This is a genomic window from Polaribacter litorisediminis (assembly GCF_019968605.1).
GTDB lineage: Bacteria > Bacteroidota > Bacteroidia > Flavobacteriales > Flavobacteriaceae > Polaribacter > Polaribacter litorisediminis.
The window spans coordinates 2,419,731-2,440,057 of the sequence record NZ_CP082966.1 but is presented as its reverse complement, the minus strand read 5'-3'; the positions used below and the strand labels follow the sequence as shown (position 1 = coordinate 2,440,057).

Genomic DNA, 20,327 nt, shown 5'->3' with positions numbered 1-20,327 from the left:
TTTTTTTAATGTATCTTGTTTGATGAACAAATCAAACTTAAATCATGAAAAAAATAGTAAAGTTTTTTTGTGTTCTTATTGTTTTTGGTAGTATCCTGAACACCAAGGCTCAAAAAATAGAATACAAAGAAAAAGCTTCCAAAAAGAACAGTAATTTTTTTAAAATTGTAAAAGAAACAAGAAAACAGTTTCTTCAGAAAGAATACCAATATAAAGGAGAAGAATCAAGAAGTCAGAAAAAAGCAAGAAAACAATTTGAACGTTGGGTGTATGCCTGGAAAGATAGAGTAAATTCAGATGGTACTTTTCCCAAAAATCAAATTAACAAAGAAGAATATTTAGAATTACTCTTGAATAATTCTAACACCCAAGCTAAAACTTCTTCTACTACAAAGGCTTGGCAGCAAATAGGACCTACAACGAACGTTGAGCAAAATGGTTATGCAGAATATCCAGGTTTAGGACGAGTAAATGTTGTTGCAGTAGATGCTAATAATACGAATACTATTTATGCGGGTGCTTGTGCTGGTGGGGTATGGAAAACTACAGATGGAGGTACAACTTGGGTTGCAAAAACAGATAATTTTGCAGGTTTAGGGGTTACAGATATTATCATCGACCCTAATAATTCAAGTATCATCTACATGGCTACTGGTGATGAAGATGCACAACACATTAGTTCTATTGGGGTTTTTAAGTCTACAGATGCTGGTGATACTTGGGCAGCAACAGGCTTAACGTTTACATTAAATCAAAATGAATATGTAAGAGATTTAAGCTTCGCTCCTGGTTCCTCTACAACAATTTTTGCTTTGACGAATAATGAAGTAAAAAAATCTACGGACAGCGGAGCAACTTGGACTAACAAGCCAGCAGGAAATTATACTGGAGATCGATTTCAAAACATAATTTTTGATCCAAATGATGCAACAAAAGTAATTGTTTCTGATGCTTATTATACGATCTATTTTTCTACAGATTCTGGAGAAAATTTCACAGAGCATTCTGTTTATTCCAATCTTAGTGGTAAACTTAAATTAACGAGTTCTGCAAATGATACAGAAAATTTTTACGCTTTACATCAAAATGGTATTGTTTATAAATTTAGGTATGCAATGCAAAATAATGCCGCCGATAAAATAAGTGAAACGACTATTACAGGGTTCAACTCTCAAGGAGGTTACAATCAATGTATAGCGGTATCGCCTACTGATAAAAATAATATACTTGTTGGGGGTGTTAATGGTTATAGATCTACGGATAATGGCGCAAATTTTTCTGCTATGCTAGATGCTTACAATGATTTTCCAGGGACTGATAATTTTTACGTTCATCCAGATCATCATCATTTATCTTTTTTAGCAGACGGTGTTACCGTAATCAATGGTCATGATGGAGGTGTTCATAAAGGGGCTTTTTCAGCAACTTCGGTTTCTGGTGGTTGGACAGACTTAACGGATGGTTTGGTTATTTCACAATCATATAATATTTCAATAACACAAGGTATTAATGGAGACGATTATATGATGGGAAACCAAGATAATGATGGTTTTTCTAAAGTCTTTCAAACTGATGCAAGGAAATGGGTTTCTTGTTTAGCTGGAGACGGAACAGGAACAGGTATCGATATTAATAATCCTGCAATTAGATATTTAGGTGGTACAAAAGGTACATTATTTAGGTCTGATGATGGGTATGCTTCTAGTTGGCAACCTTCAGAACAAATCCTGTCTAGTGATGCTAGTGCAGCATTTGTTTCTCCTTTAGCTTTGCATCCTACAGTTGCAGCTACAATTTATGCAGGACACAACGATGTGAAAAAATCTACAAACAGAGGTGCAAGTTGGACAACTTTAACTTCTGGTTTAACAGAAACGTCTTTTTTAGATGTTTCTCTTTATAATGATTCTGCAGATACTAGAATATTTGCAATTGGTGATTCAGGAGGAAGTTCAACCTTAAAAAGAAGTATAAATGATGGATCAAGCTGGACAACAATTTCAAGTCCAGCAGGTGTGACCATTAATAGTGTATATGCTGTGCCAAATTCAGATGTGGTCTATGCAACAGTTAGTAGTTATACATCAGGAAGTAAAGTATTTAAGAGTACTGATAATGGTGCGAATTGGACAAACATTAGTGGTAATTTACCTAATATTATCATGTACAAAATTATTTTAGACCCTAATAAAACTATAGAAACTTTATATTTAGGAACAGAATTAGGGATGTATTTTACGGCGGATTCTGGTACAACATGGTCAAAATTAGGAACTGCTTTACCTAATGTAAGAATTAGTGATATTGAAGTAAGTAAAAATAATGGAAACATTTATATTGGTACTTTTGGTAGAGGTTTATGGGTTTATGATGATCAAAAGTTTTTTGATAATGTTACAGATACCAATTGGTCAACTGCTACAAACTGGGAAGGAGGAAGTTTACCAACAGCAGCAGATGATGTTTTCTTAAAATCAACAGAAAATGTAACTCTAAACACAGATGGTGCAAACGTAAAATCTTTAGAGATTGGTGATGGTGCACTTTTAACAATTAACAATACAAGAGATTTAACTGTAGAGAACGATTTTACATCTTTATCGGATGATGCTGTTGTAAAAATCAATTCTGATGCAAATGATAGTGGAGTATTAATTGTAAAAGGAACAAATGCAACAGGTATTGTTACCTATGAAAGAGGTGGTTTGTCTGGAGGAAGTGATAATTGGACTTTCATTACACCACCAGTTATAGGCCAATCTGTAAAGACCTTTGTTGAAGATGCTAATAATGCAATCAGAATAAATACAACACCAGATCCAGACAGATATGCACTTGCAAAATTTAATGATGCAAATGCTGTTGGAAGTAAATGGGAATACTATGATGCATCTGTAGATGCAGGTGTTAATTTTGATAATGGTATTGGTTATTCAGTCTCTAGAGCTAGTGCTGGTGCTGTATCCTTTACAGGAACAATTCAAAAAAACACTGTAAATATTGCTGCAGCTCATGATAATTGGGTTGCGATAGGGAATCCTTTTTCGGCGTATTATCCAGCTAATGGACTAGATAACTTTGTTGATAATAACGTTGCTAAATTTGCTACAAATGCTCAGGCTATTTATATGTGGGATGATAGTGCACAAAAATTTAATGCTTTCTCAGATGCAGGTAGTTCTTTACCAAAAGTAATAGCTCCCGGACAAGGGTTTTTTATAAAAATGAAACCTTCTGGTACTGATGAAACGGTCGTATTTGATAATTCTAGGGTTGGGACTAAAACCTTACCAGGAGTTCATACTTTTAGTAAAAACAACAATTCTACGCCATACATAAAAGTGTTTATTGAAAAAGAATCTATAAAGGTTAGTGCTGATATTGTATTCTCCGAGACAGCTACAGATGGGCTAGATTTTGGTCAAGATATCATCAATTTTGGGCAATCAAAATTTGATATTACCACTCAACTACTAGATAAAAGTAGTACTGAAGAATATACAATTCAATCAATAGCTAAAGGTGATTATGAAAACCAGATCATACCAATTAGTTTAAAAGCAGAAGCAGCAACTGAAGTTTTGTTTACGGCAAGTGCATTTAATTTACCGGATGATATAAAAATTTATCTTGAAGATAAGGAATTGAGCAAGTTTTTTGAGTTAAGTGATCACAAAAACTATAAAATAACCTTAAATGAAAGTATTGATGGTTTTGGACGTTTTTTTACACATTTTTCTCGAGGAGTTCTAAATGTATCGCATAATGATATCCATGAAATTGAAATCTTAAATCAGAATAATTTTATTCATATTAATGGAATTGATGCTGGCAATATAACTATTGAAATTTTCGATATGAATGGGAAAAGAATTTTAAATAGAAATCAAAATTCCGAAAAATTAAATCCTATAAATTTAAATAGTTTTTCTAAAGGAGTTTATATGGTAAAAGTATCAACTGAAGTTAGGAAAGCAACTAAGAAAATTTTAATAAACTAATTTTAATAAATAATTTTATTATGAGTAATAAAAAACAACCAAAAGATATCAATAGAAAAGAGGCCATAAAAAAAATTAGTAAATATGCAGCTTTAACGGCTTTAGGAACCTATATGATTTTAAGCCCACAGAAAGCACAAGCACAGAGCCCTTTAGGTGGAGGTTTTGATGATTAGAAAATAAGGCTTGATATGTATCAATTATCAAGCTTATAATTTAAAGATATGAATTTAAGAATTAATTTTTTTTTAGTTTTCCTAAGCTTTATAAATTGCAAGTCAATTGATGTAAAAGACATTGAAAAGCAGCTGGTTATGCCAGGGTATAGTTCAGAAAAAATTAAATTAAAATATAGCTGTAAAATTATTTCTAAGAATGATTTCAAAATAATTTCAGTAAAGATTGATAAAATTAATAAGGAGTTTAAGGATTTTAGAATTATTCAATTACCAGAGGGTAGGATGAAAAATTCAGGAGATACCCTGAAGCCAGGAGAATATTATATAGAGCTTAATATTTCTAAAAATCAAATTCAAAAAACAAGTATCGATGTTTTTATGATCGATGTTCTTCTTGGTAATAAACGGTTAGAACTAAAGGGTAAAACATTGTTAATTAATGATTCATTAAGGAGATAAAAAAACCGCTCAAATGAGCGGTTTTTTTATGTGTTATCGACAAAAGTATTTATTTTAATTTATCAGAATTCAATAAGAAAACAGCGTTTGCTAAAAACAATTTTCCATTTTCCCAAAAAGATCTGAATAACGGGTTATCAACCATATAAATAATACTTCCTCTTCCTTTTTGCTCTTCACCAAATAATAAAGATTCAGGAATATTTTTCACGGCTTCGCTCCCGGCATAACCAGAAACATTTTTAGTGTTTTTATTAAAATAAGCAACATTTACACCTTCTTTTAAATAGTTATATGAAGTTCCGCTTAATTTTAGTGAAAAATATTCATCGTTATACCCAAAACCTAAAGGATGCGTTGTATCTACTTTGCTCTTAAAAATTGCACCTGTAATTAAATTTTTAACACTTTTACGTTCTCGTTCTGCATAAGGAATTAAATTAGATCCTTCTTCTTCTTCTTGATCAGCTTTTTTCTTAGTCAGAGCAAAACCTTTTTTATCAGCAAAACTATTTAAAGCACTTCCTATGGCTATTAAGGTTCCTCCAGAACGTGTCCATTTTGTTAATTTATCTAAAGTCGTTTTATTTAAAACACTATTGTAATAGCCATTAGGTAAGATAATTACATCATAATTAGAGAAATCTGTATTACTAAAATAATCAGAATTTAAAATAGTTACAGGATAGTTTAATTCGGTTTCAAAGAAATGCCAAATTTCGCCAAAACTTAAAGAAGAAGTTCCCTCTCCAGAAAGTAAAGCTACTTTTTGTTTATTGATTGGTTTTACAGCATAAGAACCAAAATCTACGCCAGCATCAGAAAAACCAGTTGCAACGGGTGTTAACTGACGTAAATTTCTGTTTGCAATTTTTACAATATTAGCATCAAAATCATCAGTTCTATTATCGTTTCTTAAAACAATTAAAGTACCTCTCTCATAAGAGTTTCCATTAGCCGAAAATTGTTTTTCAGCAAACCTTGGAACCATATTATTTTTTAATAAGTCGCCTAAAAAAGTTGCATCTTCTAAACTATTCCATTTAGAAATATAGGCATAAGCAGATTTATCTATTCTATTATTAAAAGAATTATATTCACTTTTTATAATAGAACTTACTTTAGAGGTAGAAGCAACTGCCTTAAAACCATGCGCATAAGGCAATGACCAAGCAGTTATATCATACGTTAAAGAGTCTACTAATTTTGCAGAAGGCTCAAACAAAACATGTACCATTTTACCTTTTGGTTGATCTGTATGAATCACAATATCTGAAGCAGTTACATTTAATTTTCCTTCATTTTCTGTATTGTATAGAAACCCTTTTACAGTTCCTTGTTTTGTGTTTTGATATTTTATTTCATGTTTATCAAGGAACTTTTTTAATCGATTTGTCTTGTCCTCATTTTCATTTTTTACGACAAAACTTTTATAAAGTAAATCTTCATTTTTAAAGAATTTTTTAAATTCAGTATTTAATTTTTCAGCATTTTTAGATGAAATTTCAACGGTAGATAAACCCGTTGTCATATGATGAATAGCCCTGTCTTTTAATGTTAAAATTTCTCCTTCATCTGTCTGAATTCCTAAACCAGCTCTTCCATGGCCGGCTTGCTCATAAGTCATACCAATGGCACCCATAAACGTTGGATAGGTATCTCCATAACTTGGGTAGAGCAAATCGAAACTTTCTTTTGTAAAATACAACCAACCTTCTTTGTCAAAATATTTAGCATGATTTTTACCAATCTGAGTTTGAAAATCGCGTTGCCAATCCGAAATAATTTCATGAAAAGGTTCTGCAGCTGGCGCAAAATAATAAGGGCTATTGATGCCTTGTTCATGAAAGTCTACATGAATATGCGGCATCCATTTATTGTATATTTTTATTCTTTGTTGCGATTCTACTTGTGTTGCCCAAGCCCAATCTCTATTCAAATCGAATAAATAATGATTCGGTCTTCCTCCGGGCCAAGGTTCGTGGTGCTCTTTTGCATCTTGCACAATATCGTAAGGCGTACTTTTAACTTGGTTATACCAATTTACATAGCGGTCTCTTCCGTCTGGATTAATACAAGGATCTATAATTACCACGGTGTTTTCTAACCAAGTTTTTTTATGGGTAACTAGTTTGTAAAGTGTTAACATAGAGGCTTCTGTGCTGGATGCTTCGTTTCCATGAACATTATAACTCAACCAAACAATTGCTTTTTTATGATTCGTGTTTTCTGTTAAAATTCCTGCTTGAGAAAGATTCGACTTTCTTATCTCCTCTAAATTATTGATGTTTTCTTCGGATGAAATATACGTAACATACAAAGGTCTGTGTTCATTGGTTTCACCATATTTTTCTAATTGAACGTTCGGTAAAGTCTTACTTACATATTCAAAATAGTCCACAACTTTATGATGCCTTGTAAAACGTGTGCCAATTTCATAGCCTAAAAATTCTTGAGGAGATTTTATTTCTTGTGCAAAAATGTTTCCTAAAGATAAAAAGGCAATTAGTAAAAGAGATTTAATTTTCATAAAATAGTTTTGATTCGTTTCAAAAATAAGGAATAAATTTTATTCTTAACACCCGATGTTTCTTAAACTCGTTAAAAATTGGTAAGATTCAACTTGACGCAAGAAAGTACCATCAAAATTTAGTATTTTTGATGCATGACAATAAACGAAAGTGATTGTAAAATTGCAGCATCAACTATTGCTGTTAAAAAACATTGGAATGAGGCTTACCTTCATAACAAGACAGAGAATTTGGGTTGGTATGAAAAAAAATCAGAGCAAACTTTAACCTTAATTAAGGAATCAAAATTACCTAAAGATGCAACAATTTTAAATGTTGGTGCGGGGTCTTCTAATTTAATTGATAACCTTTTAAAAGAAGGCTTTGGTAATATTATAGCAAATGATATATCTGAAGAGGCTTTAAAATCTTTAAAGAATAGACTGGGTAATAATGATCAAGTTAATTTTATGGTTGATGATGTATTGCATCCATTAAAGTTAAATACCTTAAAAAATATTGATTTATGGAATGATAGAGCCGTCCTACATTTTTTTTTAAAGCAACAAGAAATTAAAGCCTATTTTAATTTATTAAAAAAGGTTTTGAAGCCTGAAGGATTTGTTATTATTTCGGTTTTTTCTAAAAACGGCGCTGAAAGATGCTGTGGATTAAAGCTGAAAAGATATGATGTACAAATGTTACAAAATGAATTGGGCGATGATTTTGAACTTATAAATAGTTTTAATTACACATTTATAAATCCGTCAGGAGGAGAAAGACCTTATATTTATGCATTATTTCAACGAAAAATCTAGGATGAAAATTACTCAAATCCCTTTTCAAAAGACAGGTTTTTTCTCTAAAACAATGGCAGATTATTTAGAGAAAAGCGAACAAATACAACCTTTTTATAATAATTTTTCAGACATCAACGGTTTTCATAATCAAATTGAAGAAAAGAAAAAATCATTTCGGTTACAATCAAGATTGATTTTGTTAGATGCCATAAAAAAGCAATATCAAACTTTTAAAATATCCGACAAAACGAAAGAAAATATTGAGTTGTTACAGCAACAAAATACGTTTACAGTAACTACTGGGCATCAATTAAATTTATTTACTGGGCCTTTATATTTTTTATATAAAATTATTTCTACGATTAATTTAGCAGAAGAATTATCAGCTAAATTTCCTGAAGAAAATTTTGTTCCGGTGTATTGGATGGCAACTGAAGATCATGATTTTGATGAAATTAATTATTTTAATTTTGATGGAAAAAAAGTAAGTTGGAACAGAAAGGATGGCGGCCCAGTTGGGCGTTTTTCTACGGAAGGTCTAGAAGATGTTTTTGACGTTTTTTCTAACCATTTGGGGAATTCTAAAAATGCGCAGTATTTAAAAAAACTCTTTTCTGATGGCTATTTGAAACACGATAACTTGGCAGATGCAACTCGTTTTATCGCCAATGAATTATTTAAAGAGTATGGTTTAATAATTATAGATGGTGATGATCAAAAGTTAAAGCAATTATTTATACCTTTTGTAAAAGATGAATTAGAAAATGAAACATCTTTTAAAGTGGTTTCTGAAACGATTTTAGAGCTTGAAAAGGAGTATCCGATTCAAGTAAATCCTAGAGAAATTAATTTGTTTTATTTGGGTGATGATTTTAGAGAACGTATTATTTTTGAGGATACTATGTATAAAGTAAACAATACAAAGATTACTTTTACGAAAGCTGAAATTTTAAAAGAAGTTGATGAAAACCCGTTAGCTTTTTCGCCAAACGTTATTATGAGACCCTTGTTTCAAGAGGTTATTTTACCAAACCTTTGTTATATCGGCGGAGGTGGAGAGATGGCGTATTGGCTTGAGCTCAAAAATTATTTTGAAAAAGTAAAAATTCCGTTTCCTATTTTATTACTGCGTAATTCTGTGCAAATAATTTCTGAAAAGCAGGGTAGAAAACTTTCTAAATTAGAGATATCAAAAGAAGAAATTTTCTTAAACCAATTTGATTTATTGTCGAAAAAAGTAATTGAAAATTCAGTTTTAGAAATAAGTTTTGATACTAAAAAGAAATTTTTACAAGAGCAGTTTGCCGAATTAAAAGAGGTTGCCAAGAAGACGGATGTTTCTTTTATAAATGCTGTAAATGCTCAAGAAAGAAAACAAATAAAAGGTTTAGAAAAGTTAGAAAAGCGTTTGTTAAAAGCCGAAAAGAAAAGACAACAAGACTTAGTGAATAGAATTACGGCACTCCAAAATGAATTGTTACCGAATGAATCTTTAGAAGAACGCCAGCGAAATTTCTCTGAATATTATTTGGAGTATGGCACTAGTTTTATTCCAAATTTAAAAAAGGCATTAAAACCACTAGCTTTGGAGTTTACTATTTTGGAAATGTAATTTTTTGACACGAATTTCAAGACTTTTTACTGATAAATGAGATTGGAATCTAGACGCTTCCGTCTAAATTTTATTATAAATAGGAATTTTAATAGATAGATTGCTTCATACCTCGCAAAGACAATAAAATATATGAAAGAAAAAGGACTACACTCCAATAATAAATTTAATACAGGCTATAATTTTGACGAATTAATAATCAAAAATCCTTTGTTAAAGGAGTTTGTCATCAAAAATAAATATGATGCCATTACCATCGATTTTTCAAATCCAAAAGCAGTAAAAGAACTCAATAAAGCATTGCTTTTTACTTTTGATAAAATTACCGTTTGGGATTTTCCTGATGAAAACCTGTGTCCACCAATTCCTGGACGGTTAGATTATATTCATCATTTATCGGATGTATTGTTGCCTGAAGAAAACATAAAAGTTTTAGATATTGGCACTGGAGCAACTTGTATTTATCCGCTTTTAGGAGTTGCTGAATATAACTGGAGTTTTGTTGCGTCGGATATTGATTTAGATTCTTTAGATACGGCACAAGATATAATTTATGATAATAACTTAGAATCTAAAATTGAATTACGCCAACAATTTGATGAGCAGCATATTTTACAAGGAATTATAAAAGAAGACGATTTATTTTCTGCGGTCATGTGTAATCCGCCTTTTTATAAATCAGCAGAAGAAGCACAGGGCGCCAACAGAAGAAAAACCAGGAATTTAGGAAATAATGCGATTCGGAATTTTTCAGGGAATAATAATGAGTTGTGGTATATAGGAGGAGAGAAGGCTTTTTTGCACAACTATTTATATGAAAGTTCTCTATTTAAATCAAAAAGTAAATGGTTTACGAGTTTGGTTTCTAAAAAGGAAAACGTAGAAAGTTTAGAAAAATCTTCAAAAAAATTAGGCGCAAAAGTTTTTAAAATAATTCCGATGAGCCAAGGAAATAAAGTAACGAGAATTGCTTGTTGGCATTTTTAAAATATCTTCTGTCTACAAAGTCTACTATCAAAATTTTGATTAAAAGACGAGATTTAGTTCTAAGATTTTTTTAAGTATCGGTGGCTTTTTTTCTAGTATAGCTAGTTAAAAACAATGTCATTAATCTTATATTTTTTACAAATTAAATGTAAAATAGTGTAGACTAACATGTGTACAAATACCAAGCAAATAAAAGCATATAAGGGCACTCCTAAAAGTTGATAGGGCCAATAGTAGGTCCAAACTCCTAAATAAATCGTAATGACTTCGCCAAAAGCAGGAAGAATTAACGCTAAAATTAATGCCAAAATAATTTTATTTTTTTGAGTTTGAATTTTTAAGAGCGGAATTAAATTCCGTTCTAATTTGTATAAATAATGAAACGCTAGCATCCAGGCAAAAGGCAGCCACAAAGGCAATTGTCTAGAAACTTCATGATACTCCCAATAACCATTAACTACGCCCCAAGTTTCACCTACAATTCCTCCAAAGCCCGTTAATAACATTCCTATAAGCAACAACCAATTTTTATGTGCTTTAGGTTTGATAATTTCTTTATAAATATTATGAATAATTTTAAGGATCAAAAGAACAGCAATAACGGCATCATATGCTTTCAAGACTCCAATAAGAATGCCTGCAAGGGTCAATTTTAAAATTGCTTTTGTTATTTCTACAAGGAATTGCTTTTTGTAATGTATCAAAATTTTGAGGTGAATTTTTTGTTTTTTAAGATTTTATATGAAAATAGATGAAGTGCTAAAAATAGTATTTTTATTTAATTCAAAAAATCAAATAGAGGTGTTTTAAATGGATGCAACATGTAAAATTTGTTATGTTTTGAAAAGTAAAAGAATTCCCCAATAAAAAAAACCGAAGCAATGTACTTCGGTTAAAGAATTATATTGAATGATTTTTACAAATTAGGAATTACTAATTCTTGTCCTGGATGAATGATATCTGGGTTTTTTAAGATGTCTTTATTAGCATCAAAAATAACGGTATATTTCATTGGTTTTCCATAATAATGCTTTGCGATTTTTCCTAAGGTTTCTCCTTTTTTAACGGTGTGAGTTGCATATATAGAAGTGTCTGCTACTTTAATGTCTGCGATGATGTCTGAAGGATTATCGCCACCAATTTTTTTTATTTCATCCCAAAGAAGATTTTTTTCATATTGATTTTTTGCAGTACCTTTTACAAATAATATTCCATTTTCTTCTTTAACATCTCCATTTTGGATGTTTAAATCCTGTCCTAAATCTAATACACTTTGATATTTTGCTTTCATCTTTTTTTTTTATTAATTATTTTTTTTCTTATCTAATTGTTCTTGTATCATCGATATAATAACCTTGTTGGGTTAAATCGCCATCTACTTCACCTGCTAATTTTTGCCTTCTTCGTTCTAAATAAATCTCTTCGTAATCTTGTGTGTAATGAGCTGAGGTAACTACATTTAAGTCGAATTTTACGGTTGTAAAAATATCTTTTTCTGTGTTGGCAACGATGGTTACATAGAATTCTACATACCCAATATTTTTAGCACTATCATAATCTAAAGTGATAAAGCCAAAATCATCTTTACCAATAGAACTAGAGGGAAATTCTAATTCGATACAGCCACAAGAAGCTTGTACATCATAAATAATTAAAGGTTCATTACCTCTATTATATAATTTATAAACAGATGATAATTGAGAGCCACGTAAAATAGGATAGTAATGACGCTCAGGATCTATAATCTCCATTTTTGTTCTTCGAACGTTCTCTATATCCGGCTTTCTTAAACAAGATGTTATGAGAAGAATCAACGATATGAATATAAATATTTTTTTCATTACTGTAAATTTAATGATTTTAATTAAATATAATTTCATCACATGCCAAAGCATTTTTACCCGAAATAGACTTTCTATTTATTTTGAGGATAAATATATCGGGTAGCTTTGCATAATCAAGCGTTGTTGATAGGGTTATGGAGACTTCTTTAGTTGCTAATTCCGTTTGATCACTAAGAAGGTTCATCTTTTTAATGAGATTATTCTGTGTATCTAGCAGTTCTATGGAACTTGGGTAGTAGATAGCATGTTTGGTATCTTGTAAAAAAGACAATATAATTTTTTCTGATGGTGAAATATCTTTCTTTTTAATTTTTAAAACTAAATCATCAGTAGAACTTATGTGCCAATTAGTGTTATAGTCTTTTAAACCAAAAGCACCATCATTTAATACTTTGATGTTTGTATAATCTTCATCTAATTGAGAGATAACTTCAAACGGTTTTTTATAAAAATAATGCTTTCTCTTATGATATTTAAAAGCTATTTCTCTCCAACTAGCTACATAATCATTTATTTTAAACTGAACTTCATTATATGTTTTAAGATCTGCTTTGCTACTATAAGAGGCTAATTTATCTAATAAAACAGCAATTTCATCTTTTACAACAATCTCATTGTTTTCATTTAAAACACCAAAACCATAAACACCAAAACCATAATCTCTCATGATTTCTAACTTTAGAAATGTAAGACCTGTAGCAATTTTTAAATACTCTTTATGAAACCTATTGTTTTCATCATAAGAATCAAATTCTTTATAAAAAGCAAAAAATGTTTTTGGATCTAAATATTTTTTTACCGTTTCATGAATTCCGCTGTAAATACTTAACTCTTTTTTGCTTGCAAGGAAAGCGTTATCTATAAATAGATAATAATTGGTTAACGTATTTGCTAAGCTTTCAGGAAATCTATGATGAAAATAGTCGGCAATTTCTTCATCGACATTAGTATTAGGGTTCCATAAAAGTTTTGCAAATAGGGTAGCTTTTAAGTCTTGAAATGTACTGTAATTGTATTCACTACCATGAAAGAAAACTCCATTTACGCCTAGTTTTTGATATAATTTTAAGTTTTTTTGGGTTACTTTAATGATGGGGTAAATATCAAAATAATTATCAAAGTTTACGGTATAATCCCAAATATAAACATTCTTTAAATAGTTGTGCCACCTTTTTATATCGTCTTCAAATGTTTTAAAACAGTCTGTTTCTTCGATAGGAATTCCTTTTTGAATCGCACTAGTGCTATAAAAGATACCTGTGTTGTCTTCTGCTTTAAAGTTAGGAATATTTTTTACAGTAATATAGGCAGTTGTAAAAAATATTAATTTTCGATTTTCTTTTGCCAATTTATTTAGAAAAGTAAAAACAGCTGGTGCAGCATCAGAAGATGAGTTTCCTGCGGCTTTACATGTACCACATGAACAAACAATATCATTGTCATTTGGCAAAATCATATACTTATTAAGAGCATTATCACTATTGTAGATGGTTTTTACTTTTTCATTTACATAATTAAACAAGTGATCACTCGTAAAACAAAATTGACTTTTATTTCTTTTGTTACCCACTTTAGCGTATACCGTTTCAGGTAAATTATATTCTTTTAAGATTTTAGGTAAATTATGACCCCAAATTCCCCATTCTAACTCTAAATAATTGGTTTTATTCCACGCTCTAAAGTCTGGTTGAAAATTAGCGAAATAATAAGGCTCTCTATATTCAAACTGAGGAGAATCACAAATACGAAATGTTTTAGGAATATGAATCTCACTAGCTAAGGTAATTTCTTTTTTTGATGCGTTTTTTCCTTGAAAACTAAGATCGGTAAATCGTTTAAAAAAGTCACTAATACCGTATACTAAATTTTGTGCTGTGGTACCTTGAATCGTAATATTTTTATCCTTTTTGGAAATACAAAAATTGTTTTTTTGTGTAGGATTTATTCTTAAAAGAATATAGGTGTCCTTGTTGTTTAAATGATTACTTCTTTCAATTTTTAAAGTTTCACCTGTTAAAATTTTAAAATTTGCATTGAATTCTTCTGCGGCCTTTGTTACTAGAATATCTGCCGAAAAAGGAATGCTAATTTTTGGATATGGTTTTTGATTTTTTGAAAACAAAACGACTTTATTTTGAGCACATGATGAGAAGCTAAAAAAAAATATAATTAAATAAATGCTTTTTTTAAACATAAGAAAATTATTTATGTTTAGAATTTTGTTATTATTGATATCGATAAATTATACTGGTTTATAAACGATAAAGCAGTACTGTCTGTTACAGGACTTTTAAAATTAATCCAAGATCCATTTAATAATAGTACTGTTTTTGCAGAAATATTATGACCATAGCCCGCACCAACAAGCACATTTGAGAAACTTAAAAAAGCGGCCTCACCTTCTGGTAATTGCTCGTTAAAAGGGGCGCTACCAAAAGAAACTATAAAACTTACATAGTCTTTTCTAGGGCTAATATTAATTCTTGTTTGGGTGGCAAAATTAATGTAATTATTGGCTGCAAATTCTGTTAGTTCATCCACACCAAAAATAGTCGTTTCAGTAACGGTATAAGCGGGAGACGTCATTAGTTGTAATTTTGCATTTAACCAAATATCTTCCCATGTTTTAGAGCCTCCAAGAGTTAATGTAAAAAAATTAGCATCATTTTGTAGCCTTGAATATCGGATTCCTGCCTGTGCTTCATAACCATCGTTTAGTCCTTTATAAGCGTTTCCATATACTATAAATTTAGGAAAGAACTGAGTACCTAATAAAACCCCTACATCTGCATATAAAGTTGGATTAAAAACTCTTGAGTAGTTTACACCACCTTGAACCCCAACACCAGAGGTTCTAGCAGCATAATTTACGTCTGCACCAAAAGTATTTACAGCATCATATTTATGACTATATCCTAAACTTGCCATAGAAGTACTAAAGGGTAGAGAATCTGAAGAAGCTTGCGCATACGTAGCGGCTAATTTATTTTTAAGCCCAGCGGCAGTAAGTATGTTCAAAGCTGAATTCCATTCATTTCTTTCAAAAGGATCTTGTACTTCTCTAAACTTTTGATAATAATAAGCGGAGTCATATTGTTTCATTAATTCAAATACAACTCCTTTTTTAAATTTTAGGAAATTATCATTTGGATTTTTTTCTAGTTTTTTATTTATAAATTCTAGAGCTTCATCATGTGGTTTTTGTTCGATGTGCAAATTTATCATTCTTTGTAAAGAATAAATTTCATCTGGATTTAAGCTGTCTGAGGCACTGTAGTTTACTAAAGCTTCATCGATTAAACCTTCTTCTTCTAAATTTTTACCTCTATACCACAATACTTCGGCTAAAGAATTTTTAATTTTTCTGTCGTATTTGTAGATTGTTTTTAACGAATCTAAAACAGCAATAGACTCCTCATATTGCTTATTTTGTGCATATATATTAGAAAGCTTTAACTTAAAGTTTTTGTTATTAGGGTAAAATGTTAAAGCGCTTTTACTGTAATTTATTCCTTTTTCATAATCAGGTATTGCAGAGGATGCATTGATACCAATTTCTAATAATCTTTTATTATTATTTTCTCTAATTAATCCATCTTCAACAATAGATAGGGCAGCACCAAATCTTTGCTCTCTCATTAAATAGTTGGCATACGCTTCGGTTTGTTCTACATACAATGCAGGGTATCTTTCACTTAGAGGATAGCTTTGCTCAAGACTTCTAGTAATGTTTAAAGCATCATCAAATAACTCCATTTTTTGATATAAGGTAGATTTTCTTACCAAATATTCTGGGTTGTCAGGCTCTAAGCCGATAAGTTTATCAATTTGATCTGTAGCTTCATCAAATTTTTCTTCCTCCAAAAGGATTCCAAAAATTTGTTGCTCGGCTTCTGTTGTAAAGTTAGGATCTGAAACTAAATCTTTAAAAATAGGATCTGCCAGACTAAATTGTCTAGCTTCAACATATTCTTTTGCTCTATCAAACATTAATTTATTGTAAGCATAGTTCAAATCTGTATCTGTAGGAAACTTTTCATGCAATGCTAAAACAGCTTTATCATACTCTTCTTTATTTTTTGTAGCTTTATAGAGCTCCATTTGTTTAATTAAATACTTTTTTGAATTTGGACTTCTTTTAATGGCTTTATTCAATTGATATTCAGCATCAATATAATATCCTTTTCCTAAGGCATTGTTAATAACATAATCAAGAGCTTCTGAATTTCCGTTTAATTCGCTTAATTTTTTATTGATTTCGTAAGGATCATTATATTCGTTAAAATCCGCAGATTGTTGCATTAAATAGGGCAGTGTCGTTTCTTGAATTTCCTTAAACTCTGGTCCTTTTAATTCCGTTTGTATATAAACAATGGCTTCCTCATGTCTGCCTAATGTTTCTAATAAACCTATTTTCTTTTCAATGAGTTCTCTATCCTTTTTTAATGTTAACAGCGCTCTATTTGTATATTGTAAGGCATACTCAGGGTTTCCTTTTAAAAGTTCATTGGTGATAATACCTTGATAGGCTAATTTATTTGAAGGGTCATTATCTATAATGGTTGTATAGATTTCATTGGCATCATCAAAATTTTTATTTTTAACTGCATTCACCCCATCCCCAAGCATAATGTAATTGTAGTCTGCTTTAATTTGGGAGTCTTCTGGGTATATTTGATATAACCTTTTTAAAGCTCTTTCTGCTTCTTCAAAATTACCCATTTTTTTATAAATATTTATTTTTCGTATCCACCAACCTCTACTGTAGGGTGTAATTTCTAATAATTCGTTTACAAAACAAATGGCATCTGAGTATCTTTTGGTTGTTTCTTCTATGGATACAAGATATGAAAGTATATCAATGTCTTTTCTCCTTCTATAATATACTTGTTTTAAAACATATCTGGCCGTATCATATCTACCCATCTGCATATTAGATTTTCCTAAAAGCGTTTTTAAATCTAAGTCTTCTGGTGATATTTGTAGCCCTCTCCAGCTCATTTTAGCTGCTTTTGCAAAATTTTCTTCTGCAACATCTTTTTTTGCTTCCTCAAAATATAAATCGGAAGATTCAAATACTTGAGAATAGCTATTAAGTTGCAATAATAGCAGCGCAATAAAAATTAAAGTAGATTTATTTATTTTCATAAGAATAAACGAACTAATTATGTTTTTAAAGGTTCAAAATCATTATTTGAACTTTTTTTATTTTTTAATTTTTCAAAAAATCCAGATTTTTTATCTCCAGAATTGTCACCAGGATTGTTATTTCCATCATTTTTGTTTTCATTACCACCGTCAGATTTTTTCTTTTTATCGTCATTTTCAAATCCTTGTCTAGTCATTGTTCCCCATGCAAGTTCTTGTGACGTAATAAAACTAAAATATCCTTTTAAAGAAAAGAATACAATTAAAGGATGGTAGAATATAGGTTCTATAAAAGCGGTTATAAATAGTGATAAAACTTCTCTTGTGGTATTGTAATATTTAAAGGTCATTTGATCCCAGATGATAACTATGGATGAAATCATTATGGCAAATGTATATGAATAGAGCAAGATTAAGGGCGCAAAATTCCAGTTTACATAGCCATAGAATAGTAAAAATATTGAAAATAAAAGACCAAAAGTTTCTATAATTGGAGCTAAAAATTCATAAATGAAGGTATACGGAAATGTAATTAACCCCATTCTCCTATATTTAGGATTGAATAATATTCTTCTATGGTCACTAAACATTTGAAACAATCCACTGGCCCATCTTGTGCGTTGTCTTCCTAAAATTTGAATATTGGGTGGTCCTTCTGTCCAACAACAAGATAAAGGGATATAACCAATTTTATAATCTAATCTGTTGTTCATCATATGAACGGCCATACGTGTCAGCATATCCATATCTTCTGCATGAGAATCGGCACCATATCCTCCTGCTTTAATTGCAATTTCTTTATTAAACATTCCTAATCCCCCAGAAACGTTAGGAACAGAATTTATCAATTCCCAACCCATTTTCCCTAATAAGTAAGAACGAATGTATTCTAATTCTTGAAAACGTGGAATTAAGGCTTTTGGAGGTCTTACTCTTGTAATAATTCCTTCCTCAATTTCACAATTATTAGACATCCTTAAAGTTGCTCCGACTGCAATTACAGTTACCTTAGAATTTAGGATGGGTTTGATCATTTTAGAGAGCGTATTTCTAGCAAGAATACAATCTACATCTGTGTTTAAGTAATACGGAAAAATGGATGCATTTAATCCGGCATTAAAGGCATCTGCTTTCGTTCCTCCATTTTCTTTGTCAACTACCGTTAATATTTCATATTTCGGATTTTTAGACTTAAATGTTCTTTTGTAGGGTTGAGTTTTAATTTTTTCAACGTAAGCGAAAGGGGCTTCTACCAAATCAAATTCTTCAATTAATAGATCTAGTGTTTTATCTTTACTACCATCGTTTACAATAATAACTTCAAATAGTGGATAATTTAAGGTTAGTAATGATTTTACATTAATAATAATTGTTTTTTCTTCGTTGTAGGCAGGTGCAATTACAGAAATTCCTGGTGCTAGCGGAGAGCTTAGGAGCTCTTCATCATCATTATCAGTATTATAACTTTTATATCTATTAATCGCTATAAAAGAAAATATGGCTAATAAAATGTAACTAAATATTAGAGATGTTGCATAGAAAAAAATAAAATACTCGTAAATTTTTACAAAAATTTCTAACATTTATTTATATTTAATTAAGGGACTTTCAACATGTTGTAAAATTGTTAAATCGAAACCGCTTAAAGAATTTTTTAAATTTTGAAAAGCAATTTTTCCTTCATAGCTATAGTTTAGGATAGCTTCTGCAATTATTTTTTTAGAATCGGTATTATTAGTTTCATAAAAGATTTCTTCTAAAAATTGAAGAGATTTTCCGGTTTTAAATTTTTTAATGGTTTTTATAATGGCTACTTGACAGCTTTCTGGTTCTGTATAGAATCTTTCAATTAAACTTTGCTCTATATCTACTATATTTAAATCTCCTAATGTTACAATAGCCTGTCCTCTTATCTCAGCATTGTCGTCATCCAGCTTTTCTATTAAAATGTCATTAATACCTTTTTGTTGAAAGTATCCAACCATTTTGATTAGAAAAACAACTAAAGAATCATTTTTAGAATAGTTAATCCATTTTCCTAATCCTTCTAAATTACCTCTAACTTTTTGAAGTTCTAAATATTGCATTAATTCAACTTCATCCCACTTCGTTAAAGATTTATCGAATTCATCAAAAAATCGATACGGGTCATTTGTACTCAAAGCCAAGTAAGAGTTTCTCGCTTCATTTCTAATTAATTTATTTTTACTATAGGCGTGGCTTAAAATTTTTGAATCAAATTTATTTAAATCTAAAATAAAGGCTTCTTGAAAAGCATTAATTTTTTCACTATTAGATCTCGAATCGAATTTTCTTTCCAAATGTTCTACAATTCCCAATGCACTAATAATCAAAGGGTATTTTTCTGATTCTTTATTATCATTCTTATAATCTACAAGAATTCCAATTCCGATATCTAAAGATTCTCTATTTACTTCATTTACAATGTCTTCAAATTCAGTATAGATCTCTTGCTCCGTGTATTTTTTTTCGGTAAACAAAATATCATCGAATAACTTAATAATTTCAGGTACACTATTTTTAAGTTTTTTCTGCAATCTGTTATGTCTCCTTCTAATGGTATAAATTGTAATCATAAGTGCTAAAGTGGCTACCATGAACACTAAAGTCAACACAACTGTAATTTGTATTATAAGAGGAAATGTTTTTATCTTGTAGATAAAAGAAAGAAACCACTCAACAAAACTCATTTACTTTGTATTTCTATTTTAATATTTTCGCTAAACTGAGGGATTTATCGTGTTTTGTAACTTCATCAAATGTACA

14 protein-coding genes are annotated in these 20,327 nt (G+C 30.3%); 6 read left to right on the top strand and 8 right to left on the bottom strand.

All coding sequences use genetic code 11. The annotated features are described in order from the left end of the window. Window positions 1-44: 44 nt before the first annotated feature. From K8354_RS10465 to K8354_RS10455, 3 genes are read left to right on the top strand one after another with little or no spacing between them, the layout of a single operon-like run. Window positions 45-4,001, top strand: coding sequence for a DUF8693 domain-containing protein (locus tag K8354_RS10465; protein WP_223439399.1), 3,957 nt, complete (start codon window positions 45-47; stop codon window positions 3,999-4,001). Window positions 4,002-4,021: 20 nt separating this feature from the next. Then, complete coding sequence (locus tag K8354_RS10460) at window positions 4,022-4,177, top strand: hypothetical protein (protein ID WP_223439397.1); 156 nt, start codon at window positions 4,022-4,024, stop codon at window positions 4,175-4,177. A 48-nt stretch (window positions 4,178-4,225) separates the two neighbouring features. Next, on the top strand, window positions 4,226-4,639 hold the full coding sequence (locus tag K8354_RS10455) for a hypothetical protein (RefSeq protein WP_223439394.1): 414 nt from the start codon (window positions 4,226-4,228) through the stop codon (window positions 4,637-4,639). Between the two features lie 49 nt (window positions 4,640-4,688). Here K8354_RS10455 and K8354_RS10450 read toward each other — a convergent pair whose 3' ends face one another. Next, complete coding sequence (locus tag K8354_RS10450; protein WP_223439392.1) at window positions 4,689-7,169, bottom strand: M14 family zinc carboxypeptidase; 2,481 nt, start codon at window positions 7,167-7,169, stop codon at window positions 4,689-4,691. A gap of 135 nt (window positions 7,170-7,304) precedes the next feature. Here K8354_RS10450 and K8354_RS10445 point away from each other — a divergent pair, with 135 nt between their 5' ends. The 3 genes from K8354_RS10445 to rlmF all read left to right on the top strand — a co-directional run bounded on the left by K8354_RS10445 (window position 7,305) and on the right by rlmF (window position 10,548). Beyond that, the gene (locus tag K8354_RS10445) at window positions 7,305-7,967 is read left to right on the top strand and encodes a class I SAM-dependent methyltransferase (RefSeq protein ID WP_223439390.1); all 663 of its coding nucleotides are present in this window, start codon (window positions 7,305-7,307) and stop codon (window positions 7,965-7,967) included. A 1-nt stretch (window position 7,968) separates the two neighbouring features. Next, window positions 7,969-9,561 (top strand): bacillithiol biosynthesis cysteine-adding enzyme BshC, encoded by a 1,593-nt coding sequence (bshC, locus tag K8354_RS10440; protein ID WP_223439388.1) that lies wholly within the window; start codon window positions 7,969-7,971, stop codon window positions 9,559-9,561. Between the two features lie 132 nt (window positions 9,562-9,693). Next, entirely contained in the window at window positions 9,694-10,548 is an 855-nt protein-coding gene (gene rlmF, locus K8354_RS10435) for a 23S rRNA (adenine(1618)-N(6))-methyltransferase RlmF (RefSeq protein WP_223439386.1), read from the top strand. A 101-nt stretch (window positions 10,549-10,649) separates the two neighbouring features. Here the strand turns inward: rlmF and K8354_RS10430 are convergent, their stop codons facing one another. The 7 genes from K8354_RS10430 to K8354_RS10400 all read right to left on the bottom strand — a co-directional run bounded on the left by K8354_RS10430 (window position 10,650) and on the right by K8354_RS10400 (window position 20,251). Continuing rightward, a complete protein-coding gene (locus tag K8354_RS10430) occupies window positions 10,650-11,252 on the bottom strand; it encodes a hypothetical protein (protein ID WP_223439385.1) in 603 nt (200 codons plus the stop codon). Window positions 11,253-11,464: 212 nt separating this feature from the next. After that, window positions 11,465-11,839 (bottom strand): LysM peptidoglycan-binding domain-containing protein, encoded by a 375-nt coding sequence (locus K8354_RS10425; RefSeq protein WP_223439384.1) that lies wholly within the window; start codon window positions 11,837-11,839, stop codon window positions 11,465-11,467. A gap of 28 nt (window positions 11,840-11,867) precedes the next feature. Beyond that, a complete protein-coding gene (locus K8354_RS10420) occupies window positions 11,868-12,299 on the bottom strand; it encodes a DUF1573 domain-containing protein (RefSeq protein WP_223439383.1) in 432 nt (143 codons plus the stop codon). A 109-nt stretch (window positions 12,300-12,408) separates the two neighbouring features. Next, window positions 12,409-14,514, bottom strand: coding sequence for a glycoside hydrolase family 20 protein (locus K8354_RS10415; RefSeq protein WP_223439382.1), 2,106 nt, complete (start codon window positions 14,512-14,514; stop codon window positions 12,409-12,411). Window positions 14,515-14,603: 89 nt separating this feature from the next. After that, complete coding sequence (locus K8354_RS10410; RefSeq protein WP_223439381.1) at window positions 14,604-17,540, bottom strand: tetratricopeptide repeat protein; 2,937 nt, start codon at window positions 17,538-17,540, stop codon at window positions 14,604-14,606. A gap of 17 nt (window positions 17,541-17,557) precedes the next feature. Continuing rightward, on the bottom strand, window positions 17,558-19,123 hold the full coding sequence (locus K8354_RS10405) for a glycosyltransferase family 2 protein (RefSeq protein WP_223439380.1): 1,566 nt from the start codon (window positions 19,121-19,123) through the stop codon (window positions 17,558-17,560). Further along, on the bottom strand, window positions 19,124-20,251 hold the full coding sequence (locus K8354_RS10400; protein WP_223439379.1) for a HEAT repeat domain-containing protein: 1,128 nt from the start codon (window positions 20,249-20,251) through the stop codon (window positions 19,124-19,126). Window positions 20,252-20,327: the final 76 nt, after the last annotated feature.

Excerpts from the sequence above, each read along its gene's own strand:
- K8354_RS10465 (WP_223439399.1), top strand. The coding sequence starts at position 45 with ATGAAAAAAATAGTAAAGTTTTTTTGTGTTCTTATTGTTTTTGGTAGT.
- K8354_RS10460 (WP_223439397.1), top strand. The coding sequence starts at position 4,022 with ATGAGTAATAAAAAACAACCAAAAGATATCAATAGAAAAGAGGCCATA.
- K8354_RS10455 (WP_223439394.1), top strand. The coding sequence starts at position 4,226 with ATGAATTTAAGAATTAATTTTTTTTTAGTTTTCCTAAGCTTTATAAAT.
- K8354_RS10450 (WP_223439392.1), bottom strand. The coding sequence starts at position 7,169 with ATGAAAATTAAATCTCTTTTACTAATTGCCTTTTTATCTTTAGGAAAC.
- K8354_RS10445 (WP_223439390.1), top strand. The coding sequence starts at position 7,305 with ATGACAATAAACGAAAGTGATTGTAAAATTGCAGCATCAACTATTGCT.
- bshC (WP_223439388.1), top strand. The coding sequence starts at position 7,969 with ATGAAAATTACTCAAATCCCTTTTCAAAAGACAGGTTTTTTCTCTAAA.
- rlmF (WP_223439386.1), top strand. The coding sequence starts at position 9,694 with ATGAAAGAAAAAGGACTACACTCCAATAATAAATTTAATACAGGCTAT.
- K8354_RS10425 (WP_223439384.1), bottom strand. The coding sequence starts at position 11,839 with ATGAAAGCAAAATATCAAAGTGTATTAGATTTAGGACAGGATTTAAAC.
- K8354_RS10420 (WP_223439383.1), bottom strand. The coding sequence starts at position 12,299 with ATGGAGATTATAGATCCTGAGCGTCATTACTATCCTATTTTACGTGGC.
- K8354_RS10410 (WP_223439381.1), bottom strand. The coding sequence starts at position 17,540 with ATGAAAATAAATAAATCTACTTTAATTTTTATTGCGCTGCTATTATTG.
- K8354_RS10405 (WP_223439380.1), bottom strand. The coding sequence starts at position 19,123 with ATGTTAGAAATTTTTGTAAAAATTTACGAGTATTTTATTTTTTTCTAT.
- K8354_RS10400 (WP_223439379.1), bottom strand. The coding sequence starts at position 20,251 with ATGAGTTTTGTTGAGTGGTTTCTTTCTTTTATCTACAAGATAAAAACA.